Consider the following 11,691-nt stretch of genomic DNA (forward strand, 5'->3'; position numbering starts at 1 on the left):
GGCTGGAGGCGCTTGGGGGCGGGCCCGGACCGCTGGGCGGTCCAGGCTGCGGCGGCCAAGCGCGGGTGGTTCTCCAGCGTGAACCTGGTGTGTCCCCCGGGCGCAGCCCCTCCGGGCTGGGAGCAGCTGCGCGAGCCGGTCGGACTCCTTGTCGGTTGCCGGGAGGTGACGGTCCTCCCGGAGCCCGCCATGATGACGGCGGGCTTGTCGGGCGTCTAAGCGGGGATCCGCCCAATGTGCAGGGCCGGACGGTGCCGGCCTAGAGCGGGTGGTCAGACGAGCATGTGGTCGAAGTCGCCGTCCTTGGCTCCTCCTACGAAGGCCTCCACCTCCTCGCGCGTGTAGACGAGCACGGCTCCCTCGGGATCGCGGGAGTTCCGCACGGCGATCTCCCCGCTGGGGAGTTCGGCCATCTCGACGCAGTTGCCGGACGGATTGCTCCGCCGGCTCTTCTGCCACACGAGTTCGCCGCGCCAGACGTCCAGCAGCTGTTGGCCGTCCATCGTTGGTCTGCCCCCTCCAGGCGTCTCAGCCTTCACGCGAAGGCTGCGATCTCGCCCCACCCCACACGATGGTACGAGATGCACGTGCATTCGTTCTTGCATCGGTTCATGCAGACGGTCTTGCATCTGCACGACTTGAGGAGCAAGATAGCGAACGCTCGCCGGTGACCACCCCGCACGCCTCTGAGGTTGTTGACCATGACCGTTGACCAGGCAGACGAAGTCGCAGCACCCGCCGCCATGGCGGGTGGCAGGCCGCGGCACGCCCCGGCTCTCCATCCGTGGCCCGACGCGCCTCCGGCGCCGCTCGGCCCGAACACCCCGACGAACGTCTCCAAGAGCGGCCCGGCGCGCGGGCCCGCGAGCGCTCCGGTCGCCGTGCCGGGGCTGGCCGGGCTCTGGCCCGCGCCGCACTCCGGCACCCCGCGCATGGCCCGCAAGGTGTTCCCCGCGGAGATCACCTCGCCCCGGGCCGCGCGCGAGTTCACCCAGCTCACGCTGGACGCCTGGGGCATGTCCGGTGCCGCGGGCGACGTCGTCATCGCGGTGTCGGAGCTGGTGACCAACGCGCTCCGGCACGGCCTGGAGGGGCTTCCTCAGCCGCTGCCGCTGTGCCCCATCCAGGTCGTCCTGATCGGGCACCCGAGGCGGCTCGTCGTCTCGGTGACCGACCCGGGCGGGCGGGCGCCCGAGCCCGTCCCGAGCGACCCGGCCGGGTTCGTCGAGGGCGGACGCGGCCTGCTGGTCGTCGGCGCGCTCAGCGACGCGTGGGGCTGGGCGCGGCTCGCCACCGGCGGAAAGGCCGTGTGGGCCGCCTTCGACCTGCGGGTCAGCCCTCCAGCGCCTGAGCCTGCTCCAGCCGCGCCGGCCGGTCCGCGGGACGCTCCAGCTCGCTGAGGAATTCCTGGGCCCAGCGGTCCACGTCGTGCTCGATCACGCGGCGGCGCATCGTGCGCATCCGCCGCGCCTGGTCGGCGGGATCGGCGTCGAGCGCCGCGAGCAGCGTGCCCTTGAGCCCGTCGATGTCGTACGGGTTGACCTGGAAGGCGCCGCGTTTGAGCTCGGCGGCGGCGCCGGTGAACTCGCTGAGCACGAGCGCGCCGCGCAGGTCCTTGCGGCAGGCGACGTACTCCTTGGCGACGAGGTTCATGCCGTCCCGCAGCGGTGTGACGACCATCACATCGGCGGCCAGGTAGAGGGCGGTCAGCTCGGCACGGTCATACGAGCTGTGCAGATAGTGCACGACCGGAAATCCGATTTCGCCGTATTCGCCGTTAATGCGGCCTACCTGCTGTTCGATCTCCTCCCGGAGCAGCTGGTACTGCTCGACCCGCTCCCGGCTCGGCGTGGCGATCTGCACGAATACGGCCTGGCCAGGCTTGAGGCGGCCGTCCTCGAACAGCTCCCCGAACGCCTGCAGCCGCTGCGTGATGCCCTTGGTGTAGTCGAGCCGGTCCACGCCGAGCAGGACCGTCGCGTCGCCGAGGTCGGTCCGAATCTCCTGCGCCCGCTCCTGGACGTCCGGACGTCCCACCAGGTCGTTCAGCTCCCCTACGTCCACGGAGATGGGGAACGCGCGGGCCCGGACGACGCGGTCGTCCCAGAAGACGTCCTGCTTGACGTATCGGGCCTCCAGAAGCCGCCGGCAGAGCCGCACGAAATTCTGCGCCGCGCCCGGGAGCTGGAAGCCGACCAGGTCGGCGCCGAGCAGCCCCTCCAGGATCTGCCGCCGCCACGGGAGCTGCCAGAACAGCTCCAGCGGCGGGAAGGGGATGTGCAGGAAGAACCCGATGCGCAGGTCGGGACGCAGCTCGCGCAGCATCCGCGGGACGAGCTGGAGCTGGTAGTCCTGCACCCAGACGACGCCCTGCTCCGCCGCGACCTCCGCCGCCGCCTCCGCGAACCGCCGGTTGACCTGGACGTAGGCGTCCCACATCGAGCGGTCGTAGACCGGCGGGGCGACGACGTCGTGGTAGAGCGGCCAGAGGGTGGCGTTCGAGAAGCCCTCGTAGTACAGCTCCACCTCCCGCGCGGTCTGGGTGATGGGGTGCAGCGACATGCCGTCCTCCTCAAACGGCTTCAGGCGCTCGTCGGGCGCGCCCGTCCACCCGATCCACGTCCCCTTCCTGCGCCGCATCACCGGGGCGATGGCGCTGACCAGGCCACCAGGACTGCGCCGCCAGCGCGGAACACCGTCCGCCCCGACGGTCCGGTCGACCGGAAGCCGATTGGCCACCACTACGAACTCACTACCGCGCGACACTGCGACCCGCCTCTCCAGGAACTCCCAGTGATCACCATGCCCAGAAACGGACATCAGGAACATCTTGTCACTTCGACGTTAAGGGGAGATGTCCTGAAAAGGGGGATGTCAGGCGAGCGGGCGGCCATCCAGGGGGATTGGATCGAGCCATATTCCTTTCTCGGCAGGCAACTCTTGTTTACCGCGCCGTCACGCTCGGGGGTGACTCGGGCCAACAGAGTTACCTAGATCACATCCGGCCGCGCAAGCATGATAGGCGAGGACGCTCACGGACGGTGCCGGAACGATGCACAGAGTCAGAGAGTGCCGCCCGTCCCGGACGGCGCGGCAGGTCTGCGGGCCGTGGCCGACCGGTCTGCCGGGGCGTGGCCGGCGGGACGGGGGCGCCTCCAGCCCGTCCACGTCCATGGCGCCGGGATCTCACTCGGGGGGAGATCCCGCCGCGCCGATGGGCCGTGGACGGGCCGGGGCGAACAGGCCGACGCCCCTGGGGCGGAGAGCACGTCGGCCGGAGGCCAGACCGGCCGGGTGGGGGCCGGCCAGGTCTGGCGTGGTCAATCTGGGGCGATCTGGGTCAATCTGGTGGCCGGGTAGGCAGGGCGAGCCGGGCCAGGCCGGGTCGGGCAGGGGTACCGGGCCGGTCAGGGCGGCCGGGCCGGGCCGGGTAAGGCAGGGTCAGGCTGGGACGGACTCGCGTTCTGGAGCGTTCTCTCCGCGGCGCCGACCCCAGAGCAGGCCGTCCAGCGAGAATCGTCCGGCGCCGGTGCCGGCGAGGAGCAGCGACGCCGCGAAGAGGACCATCACGTACTCGTAGCCGCCCTTGTCCAGGAAAAAGCCCTGGTCCATGTGGACGTAGTAGAACGCGCCCGCCATGTTCACGGCGTGCAGCAGGGCGACGACGGGGACCAACAGGCCGATGATGAGCGCGATGCCGCCCACCAGCTCGACATAGGTGGTGAAGTAGGCGGAGATCTCCGGCAACGGGATGCCGAGCTCGTCGAAACCGGCGGCGACCTCGGAGTGCCCCTGATCGGAGAACTTCTTCCAGCCGTGCGCGGCGAACATCGCGCCGATCGCCACCCGGCCGATCAGCAGGCCGGTGTCGGAGAGGGCGGGAAAGCGGCGGGGTGGGAGCATGCCTCGGACTCCTCTTGTTGAAGGTTCAAATATGAACTTCTTCCGACGCTAGCAGACTTGATTCAAATCCAGACCATCTTGAAAATTCAGTTCGCCTTCTAACCAACTAGAATCACCAGGCCACCTAGAATCACCGCATGAACCAACCCCGGGACGCCCTCGCACCGCGGGAGCTGCGCGCCTGGATGGCCTTCCTGGCCGCCGGGCACCTGATCGACCACGAGATCGAGCGGCAGCTCAAACGAGAGGGCGGACTCTCCCACGCCGAGTTCGAGGTGCTGGTCGGGCTGAGCCTCGCCGAGGGCAACCGGCTGCGGATGTCGGACCTCGCCCGCGTGGTGATGGTGTCCAAGAGCCGGCTCACCTACCAGGTCACGCAGCTCGAACGCGCCGGGCTCGTCCGCCGGACCGGCAACGAGTCCGACCGGCGGTCGGTGTGGGCCGAGCTGACCGACGAGGGCGCCGAGGTCCTGGCCAAGGTCCGGCCGGGGCACCGCCGCGTCGTCCGCGAGACGCTGATCGAGGTGCTGGCGCCCGAGGAGATCGACCTGCTGGGCGACGCCCTCGGCCGCGTCGCCGACCGGCTCCGGCAGCGATGACCCCGCGACGGCCGGGAGGCGGGGCGGATGCGTGACTTCGGCGGGATCGTGGAGCGGTCGCCGGTCCGCGTCGTCCGGCCGAGGTCGGCGGGCGAGGTGGCGCGCGCCGTCCGCGAGGCCGCCGCCCAGGGGCTGGACGTGGTGCCGCGCGGCCTCGGGCACTCGACCTACGGGCAGTCCCTCACGGCGGGCGTGTCGATCGACCTGCGCGAGTTGACCGGTGTCGAGGTCGGTCCGCGGCACGCGGTCGCCGCCGCCGGGACGCGGTGGCGCGACGTCCTCGCCGCGACGCTGCCGCACGGGCTGGCCCCGCCGGTGCTGACCGACTATCTCGACGTGACGGTCGGCGGGACGCTCTCCGCGGGCGGCGTCGGCGGGACGTCCCACGTGCACGGCGTCCAGGCCGAGAACGTGCTCGCCCTCGACGTCGTCGTGGACGGCGAGCCCGTGGTCTGCTCCCCCGCCGTCCGGCCCGGCCTGTTCGACGCCGTCCGCGCCGGTCTCGGGCGGCACGGCGTCATCACCCGGGCGACGCTGCCGCTGGTCCCGGCACCGGAGCGGGTGCTGTGCTGCACCATCCCGTGCCGGGACGCCGAGGACGTTCTGCGCGTCCAGCGCGAGGTGCCGGCGGATGACGTCTCGGCGCAGGTCAAGCCGTCCGAGGACGGCGACGGGTGGATCTATGAGGTCAAGGCCGTCCGCCACGGCGATGGGGCCGAGCCGCCGCCCGGCACTACGGAGACCGAGAAGCTCCCGTTCTTCGACTTCTGCGACCGCATGCGTCCCGACGTCGAGGAGCTGATCGGGCTCGGCGAGTGGGCGCGCCCGCATCCGTGGGCGACGGTGTTCCTGCCCGCGGCGCGCGCCGCCGAGGTGATCGAGGCGACGCTGGCGGAGCTGACCACGGCCACGCTGGGCCTCAGCGGAGTCATCCTGATCAAGGCGCTGCGGGTCGGGCACGTGCCGATGCTGGACGTGCCGGACGATCCCGTCCTGTTCAGCGTCCTGCGCACCGCCTCGCCCGGCTGCGCGCCCGTCGCCGACATGCTCGCCGCCAACCGGGTCCTGCTCGACCGCGCCCGCGCGGTGGGCGGCACCCGCTACGCCGTCGATTCGGTTCCCTCCTGAGCGCCGGTCCGCGTCCGAATCCGGGGCCGGTGCCGGGGCGGGGCCAGGGCCGGGCTTCAGGTGACCGGGTAGGCCGACTGGAAGGCGAGGCGGCGGTCGGCGCCGGCGGCGAGGCGGTCGCAGGCGTCGTCCAGGGCCATGAACACCTGCCACGGTTCCTGGCCGGAGGCGGCGGCGAGGGCGTCCACGACGCGTTGTTCGAGGGCGGTGACGCGCTTGGCCTTCCAGACCTTGTCGGCGAGGCTGACGAGCAGGTCGTCGAGGCCGACGCCCGGATCGTCCCAGGACGCGTGGGTGCGCGCGAAGCGGGCGAGGCGCTCCTCGACGCCGCGCTCGCGGAGCAGTTCGTATCCGGCTTCCTCGTGCTCGGCGCCCGGACCGGACAGCTCGGACGGGTGCCGCGCCTTCCCGATGTCGTGCGTGGCCGCGCCGAACAGGACCGCCTCCGCGTCCACGTCCGCCGACGGGTGGTGTTCCCTCGCCCAGGCGACCAGTTCGGCGGCCACGTCGTGGACGGCGCGCAGATGGGCGGCCAGGCGCGGCGGGGCGTCGAGCTCCTCCAGGAGGCGGACGGCCTCGTCCGGCAGCGGGCGCGGCCCGGGGTCGGTGAGCGCGCGGCGGAGGGCGGCGGAGGTCATCGGGCGGCGCGGTCGGGGTCAGAGCGCCAGGGCGATGACCTCGGCGCCGGGAAGGCCCGCGAGCGCCTTGCCGGGCAGGAGGATCTTCGACTTGCGGAGGCCGCTGCCGATGACGGCCTGCGGGGCGGCGGCGACGGCCTCGTCCACGAGGATCGGCCAGCCCTCGGGGAGGCCGATCGGGGTGATGCCGCCGTACTCCATGCCGGTGAGCGCGGTCGCCTCCGCCATCGGCGCGAACGACGCCTTCCGGGCGCCGAGCCGCTTGCGGACGACGCCGTTCACGTCCGCACGTCCAGTGGCGAGGATCATGCAGGCGGCATAGCCGACCTCGCCGCCGCGCTTGGCCGCGACGACCACGCAGTTGGCGCTGGCGTCGAGCGGGACGTCGTAGCGCTCGCAGAACGCGGCCGTGTCGGCCAGCTCCGGGTCGATCTCGGCGACCTCCGCGCCCGGCACGCCGCCGATCGCCGCCGCGACCGCGTCCGCGAGCAGGTCCGGACGTTCACCCGCCGGTCCCCATTCGAGCTTTCCGACCATCGGCGCATTCCCCTTTCCGTTTTCCGTGTTCCGTGATTTCCCGGCTCCCACCCTGCCACGGACGTGGAGATGCGGGGCGCGGGGCGTCGGGTCCTCACCAGTCCTCGGTGATTTCCCGCCACTGGGCGCCGTCCTCGGCGGCGGGCGGATCGACGGACCGCACCCATTCCACGAAGGCGTCGAGGCGGTCGGCCACGTCGTCCAGGCACGCGGCGTCGAAGGGATCGGCGCCCAGGATCAGCTTCCTCAGCACCTGGGCGGCCCTCTCGTACCGCCAGTACGCGTCCACGAAGAGCGACACCGAGGAGTTGAAAAGGCTCGGTGCCCGGTACGGGAACTCGGGGTTCTTCTTCCGGTGCGCCGCAAAGAGCTCCGGATTCCGGCGCCGGAATTCGGCGGCCTCCTCCGTATTCATCGGCGGGGGCGGCAGCATGTAGACGGCGCCCGTTCCCGCCACGGCGACGACCCGGGCCTCGCTGCGGTACTTCACCAGGCCGTAGAGGTGCTCGCCGGGGAATTCGGTCCCGGTGCGGACGGCGTCCTGGAAGTCGACGTCGAAAAGCCCGCCGGAGCTGTTCGGCAGGCCCCAGCGGATGAGCGCGGCACGGTCGGCCTCCGGCAGCCGCCACCGCTCGATGCGGGACGGGTCCGCGAGCGCCTGCTGATGGGGCGCGATGATGTCGTCCAGGGGCGCGGTCAGCACCTGGTCGAACTCCTTGAGCGCCGCCGCGACCTCGGCGCCCGTCATGAAGTCCCCGCTGGAGTCCCCGGAGACGTCCCCGTTGGGGTCGCCGCAGAGGTCCCCGTTGGAGTCCCCGCCCTCGGACGTCGGCACCCCCCGACACTACCCATTTCGGGCGTGCGGGGGCGGTGGGTCAGGCGGCGGCCGCGACGACGCCGTGCGGGTCGAGGATGTACTTGCGCGCGGCGCCCTTGTCGAACGCGGCGTAGCCCTCGGGCGCCTCGTCCAGCGGGATGACCGACGCGTTGACGTTCCGCGCGATCTGGACCCGGTCGTGCAGGATCGCCATCATCAGCTGCCGGTTGTAGGTCATCACCGGGCACTGTCCCGTGGTGAGGACCTGCGACTTCGCCCAGCCGAGGCCGATGCGCAGGCCGAGCTGCCCGATCTTGGCGTTCTCGTCCGGCGCGCCCGGGTCGCCGGTGACGTACAGGCCGGGGATGCCGAGCCGTCCGGCGGCGCGGGTGATGTCCATCAGCGTGTTCAGGACGGTCGCGGGCTGCTCGCCGGCGGATCCTTCCGGGCCGTGGCCGCGCGCCTCGAACCCGACGCAGTCGACGGCCGCGTCCACCTCGGGGACGCCGAGGATCTGGTCGAGCTGCTCCGGGACGTCGGCGTGCTCGGACAGGTCGATCGTCTCGCAGCCGAACCCGCGGGCCTGCTCCAGCCGCCGCGCGTTCATGTCGCCGACGATCACGACGGCGGAGCCGAGCAGCAGGCACGCGGTCGCGCAGGCGAGCCCGACCGGGCCCGCGCCCGCCACGTACACGGTGGAGCCGGTGGTGACGCCCGCGGTGTAGGCGCCGTGGTAGCCGGTCGGGAAGATGTCCGACAGCATCGCCAGGTCCTGCAGCTTCGCCATCACGGTGTCGCGGTCGGCGGGGAACTTCAGCAGGTTGAAGTCCGCGTACGGGACGACCGCGTAGCGGGCCTGGCCGCCGTGCCAGCCGCCCATGTCGACGTACCCGTAGGCGGCGCCCGGACGGTCCCGGTTGACGTTCTCGCACACGCCGGTCTGGCGCTCCTTGCAGTTGCGGCAGCGCCCGCACGCGATGTTGAACGGGACGCTGACGAGATCGCCCTCCTTGATGAACTCGACGTCCCGGCCGCACTCGATCACCTCGCCGGTGATCTCGTGGCCGAGCGTGAGCCCGGCGGGCGCGGTGGTCCGGCCGCGCACCATGTGCTGGTCGGAGCCGCAGATGTTGGTGGCCAGTACTTTCAGGATGACGCCGTGCTGGAGTTTCCGGCCGTTCTGCTCGGCCAGCTCGAGCTTCGGGAAGTCCAGGTCCTCGACCGTGACCTCGCCCGGCCGCTGGTACACGACGCCCCGGTTGATGTCCGCCACGGCCCCTCCCTCCGCGGGTCGGTGGATCGGTCCACCCCCCATACCCGATTCGGGGTTGTTAGTCCGCTTTGGGCGGGTTTCAGCCAGGATTTCCGAGTCTCAGCCGGAGGTTCCGAGGTAGCGCAGGACGGCGAGGACGCGGCGGCTGTAGCCGGTCGCGTGCGACAGGTCGAGCTTGTCGAAGATCGCGTTGACGTGCTTCTCGACCGCACTCTGCGAGATGTGCAGGATCTCGGCGATCGAGGCGTTGGTGCGGCCCTGCGCCATGTTGTCGAGGACGTCCCGCTCGCGCGGCGTGAGGCGCGACAGCGGATCGGCCGGGGCCCCGTGCGCGGCGAGGAGGCGCCGCACGACCTCCGGGTCGAACGCCGCGCCGCCCTCGCCGACGCGGTCGAGGGCGTCCAGGAACTCGTCCACCTGGGCGACGCGATCCTTCAGCAGGTAGCCGACGCCGGTCGTGTCCGCGGTGATCAGCTCGGTGGCGTAGCGCTTCTCGACGTACTGCGACAGGACGAGGACGCCGACGTGCGGCCAGCGCTCCCTGATCTCCAGCGCGGCCCGCAGGCCCTCGTCGGTGTGGGTCGGCGGCATCCGGACGTCCACGACCACGACGTCCGGCGGGCCCGCCGCCACGGCCGCGAGCAGCGCGTCGCCGTCGCCGACCGCCGCCGCCACCTCGTGCCCCTCCTCGGCGAGCAGCCGCACCAGGCCCTCGCGCAGCAGCGTCGAGTCCTCGGCCAGCATCACCCGCACGGCAGCTCCGCGGTGATCACGGTCGGGCCGCCGGGCGGGCTGTCCACGCCGAACGTGCCGTCCAGCGCGGCGACCCTGCGGGCCAGCCCGGCGAGCCCGCCGCCGCGCGGGTCGGCGCCGCCGCTCCCGTCGTCCTCGATGCGCACGCCGATCATTGTCGCCGATCCGGTGACCTCCACCAGGACCCGGCGGGCGCCGGAGTGCTTGGCCGCGTTCGTGACGGCCTCGCAGACGACGAAGTACGCGGCCGTCTCGACCGCGTGCGGGGGGCGTCCGGGCACGTCGTAGGCGATCGTCACCGGCAGCGGGGTCCGTTCGGCGACCGTCTCCAGCGCGGCGCGCAGGCCCTCGCCGTCCAACGCGGCCGGGTAGACGCGCCAGGTGACCTCCCGCAGGTCCTCCAGGGCGCGCTGCGACTCCTCGTGCGCCTGTCTCAGCAGGTCGGCCGCCTTCTCCGCGTCGCCGGCGCGGCGGGCGCGGCCGATCAGCATGCCGAGCGCGACGAGCCGCTGCTGGACGCCGTCGTGCAGATCGCGCTCGATGCGGCGGCGCTCGTCGTCCACCGCGTCCACCACCTCCGCCCGGGTGACGGACAGCTGCGCGATGCGCCGCTCGTACTCCTCCAGCGGGCTCGGACCCAGGCACCGCCGCGCCACCGTCCGCTCCAGCGCGACGACCCCGACGAGCCCCTGCACGGCCAGGAACAGCAGCACCAGCCCGAAGATCACCGTGTAGAGGACGATCCACCAGCTCGGCGGGATGCCGTCCAGGTAGTCGCCGCTGACCCACCAGCTCCAGGCCAGCGCGACCGCCATCACCGCGCCGTAGATCAGCAGGACCAGGATCACGGCGCCGAGCATCCCGACCGGCACGCGCAGGACGAGATACGCCAGCGCCCTCAGCGGACCGTACTCGACGGGCCTGTCCTCGCCGTGGAACCTCCTGAGCCGCCACCGCTCCAGTTCGGTCGCCGCCTGGGCCGCGTCCGCGACGACCGTCGGCACCACCCGCTGGCCGCGCGAGAAGGCCAGCGAATAGGCCATCAGGAGCGCCGCCACCGCCAGCAGGACCAGCTCCACACCGGCGGTGACCGCCCCCAGCGACAGCCCCGCCAGGGCCCTGACGAGGGCGCGCGGGCCACGGCGGCCAGAAGAGCCGCGGCGGTCAGAAGTTCCGGTCACGTTCGAGTTCTCGCGTCTCCAGCCGATGCCTGCCTGCCCGCCGTCCGTCGTACGCGCGCTGTCCGTCGTACGCGCGCCGTTCGTCGTACGCGCGCCGTTCGTCGTACGCGCGCCGTTCGTCGTACGCGCGCTGTTCCGTGGCGTTCCGCTGTTCCGTGGCGTTCTGCCGTCCTGGTGCGTTTCGCCGCGTCTTCACGATACGCACGGCGACGAACACGGCGGCGGCGAGAACGGCCAGCGCGAGCACGCCCTTGGAGTACACGCCGACGTACTCCTCGACCGTCCGCCAGTTGTCGCCGAGCCCGTACCCGGCCAGGACGAACGTCGTGTTCCACAGCAGGCTGCCCAGGGCTGTGTAGAGCAGAAAGGTCGTCATCCGCATCCGCTCCACCCCGGCCGGGACGGAGATCAGGCTGCGGAAGATCGGGATCATGCGCCCGAAGAACACCGCCTTGGCGCCGTGCCGCGCGAACCACGCCTCCGTGCGGTCAAGATCGGAGAGCTTGACGAGCGGGAGCCGCGCCACCAGCGCGCGGATCCGGTCGCGGCCGATCAGCGCGCCGATCCCGTAGAGGACCAGTGCCCCGGCGATGCTGCCGAGCGTCGTCCAGATGAGCGCCGCGGCCAGGCTCATCCGGCCCTGCGCGGCGGTGAACCCGGCCAGCGGCAGGATCACCTCGCTGGGCAGCGGCGGGAACAGGTTCTCCAGCGCGATCGCCAGCCCGGCGCCCGGCGCGCCGAGGGTGTCCATCAGGTCGGTCGCCCATCCCGCGATACCGCCGGAGGGCTCGCTCCCGGCCGTCGCGTACGCCATTTCGATCATGTTGACGACGCTAGAAACCGGCGGCTCCCGTCACCATGG

Annotated in this window: 14 protein-coding genes; 4 read left to right on the forward strand and 10 right to left on the reverse strand. The window is 72.0% G+C overall.

Translation table 11 applies throughout. The features are described from left to right. Positions 1 to 219 (forward strand): hypothetical protein (locus E1264_RS44860; RefSeq protein ID WP_207936512.1); only part of this gene is annotated, 219 nt, incomplete at its 5' end. A 53-nt stretch (positions 220 to 272) separates the two neighbouring features. Here the strand turns inward: E1264_RS44860 and E1264_RS32350 are convergent. Next, positions 273 to 503 carry a DUF397 domain-containing protein gene (locus E1264_RS32350; RefSeq protein WP_121434796.1) on the reverse strand — a complete coding sequence of 77 codons (231 nt, stop codon included), beginning with the start codon at positions 501 to 503 and terminating at the stop codon, positions 273 to 275. Between the two features lie 198 nt (positions 504 to 701). Between E1264_RS32350 and E1264_RS32355 the strand changes: the two genes are divergently transcribed. Continuing rightward, positions 702 to 1,400 (forward strand): ATP-binding protein, encoded by a 699-nt coding sequence (locus E1264_RS32355; RefSeq protein WP_132179554.1) that lies wholly within the window; start codon positions 702 to 704, stop codon positions 1,398 to 1,400. On the opposite strand, the gene E1264_RS32360 is transcribed toward E1264_RS32355, so the two are convergent. Together E1264_RS32360 and E1264_RS32365 are read right to left on the reverse strand one after the other, a co-directional pair. Beyond that, complete coding sequence (locus E1264_RS32360; protein WP_243711303.1) at positions 1,333 to 2,766, reverse strand: trehalose-6-phosphate synthase; 1,434 nt, start codon at positions 2,764 to 2,766, stop codon at positions 1,333 to 1,335. The two genes, E1264_RS32355 and E1264_RS32360, sit on opposite strands and share 68 nt — an antisense overlap. Before the next feature lie 675 nt (positions 2,767 to 3,441). Beyond that, a complete protein-coding gene (locus E1264_RS32365) occupies positions 3,442 to 3,903 on the reverse strand; it encodes a DoxX family protein (RefSeq protein WP_132179558.1) in 462 nt (153 codons plus the stop codon). A gap of 137 nt (positions 3,904 to 4,040) precedes the next feature. Between E1264_RS32365 and E1264_RS32370 the strand changes: the two genes are divergently transcribed. Together E1264_RS32370 and E1264_RS32375 are read left to right on the forward strand one after the other, a co-directional pair. Then, positions 4,041 to 4,502 (forward strand): MarR family transcriptional regulator, encoded by a 462-nt coding sequence (locus tag E1264_RS32370; RefSeq protein ID WP_132179560.1) that lies wholly within the window; start codon positions 4,041 to 4,043, stop codon positions 4,500 to 4,502. Positions 4,503 to 4,529: 27 nt separating this feature from the next. Then, positions 4,530 to 5,630 carry an FAD-binding protein gene (locus tag E1264_RS32375; RefSeq protein WP_132179562.1) on the forward strand — a complete coding sequence of 367 codons (1,101 nt, stop codon included), beginning with the start codon at positions 4,530 to 4,532 and terminating at the stop codon, positions 5,628 to 5,630. Between the two features lie 56 nt (positions 5,631 to 5,686). Here E1264_RS32375 and E1264_RS32380 read toward each other — a convergent pair whose 3' ends face one another. From E1264_RS32380 to E1264_RS32410, 7 genes are all read right to left on the reverse strand, one after another. After that, positions 5,687 to 6,268: an HD domain-containing protein gene (locus E1264_RS32380; protein ID WP_132179564.1), complete on the reverse strand. Its 582-nt coding sequence runs from the start codon at positions 6,266 to 6,268 to the stop codon at positions 5,687 to 5,689. 18 nt (positions 6,269 to 6,286) lie between these two features. After that, positions 6,287 to 6,805: a YbaK/EbsC family protein gene (locus tag E1264_RS32385; protein ID WP_132179566.1), complete on the reverse strand. Its 519-nt coding sequence runs from the start codon at positions 6,803 to 6,805 to the stop codon at positions 6,287 to 6,289. Positions 6,806 to 6,899: 94 nt separating this feature from the next. Next, positions 6,900 to 7,640 carry an SUKH-4 family immunity protein gene (locus E1264_RS32390; protein ID WP_132179568.1) on the reverse strand — a complete coding sequence of 247 codons (741 nt, stop codon included), beginning with the start codon at positions 7,638 to 7,640 and terminating at the stop codon, positions 6,900 to 6,902. A 40-nt stretch (positions 7,641 to 7,680) separates the two neighbouring features. After that, positions 7,681 to 8,937, reverse strand: coding sequence for a formaldehyde dehydrogenase, glutathione-independent (gene fdhA, locus E1264_RS32395; protein WP_132179570.1), 1,257 nt, complete (start codon positions 8,935 to 8,937; stop codon positions 7,681 to 7,683). 57 nt (positions 8,938 to 8,994) lie between these two features. Beyond that, positions 8,995 to 9,648, reverse strand: coding sequence for a response regulator transcription factor (locus tag E1264_RS32400; RefSeq protein ID WP_132179572.1), 654 nt, complete (start codon positions 9,646 to 9,648; stop codon positions 8,995 to 8,997). Further along, positions 9,639 to 10,829 carry a sensor histidine kinase gene (locus tag E1264_RS32405; RefSeq protein WP_243711304.1) on the reverse strand — a complete coding sequence of 397 codons (1,191 nt, stop codon included), beginning with the start codon at positions 10,827 to 10,829 and terminating at the stop codon, positions 9,639 to 9,641. Before E1264_RS32405 ends, E1264_RS32400 begins: the two co-directional genes overlap by 10 nt. After that, complete coding sequence (locus E1264_RS32410) at positions 10,813 to 11,652, reverse strand: DedA family protein (protein WP_132179574.1); 840 nt, start codon at positions 11,650 to 11,652, stop codon at positions 10,813 to 10,815. The genes E1264_RS32405 and E1264_RS32410 overlap by 17 nt, the downstream gene beginning before the upstream one ends. Positions 11,653 to 11,691 lie beyond the last annotated feature (39 nt).

It is taken from the genome of Actinomadura sp. KC216 (assembly GCF_004348535.1).
In the GTDB taxonomy this organism is placed as follows: Bacteria; Actinomycetota; Actinomycetes; order Streptosporangiales; family Streptosporangiaceae; genus Spirillospora.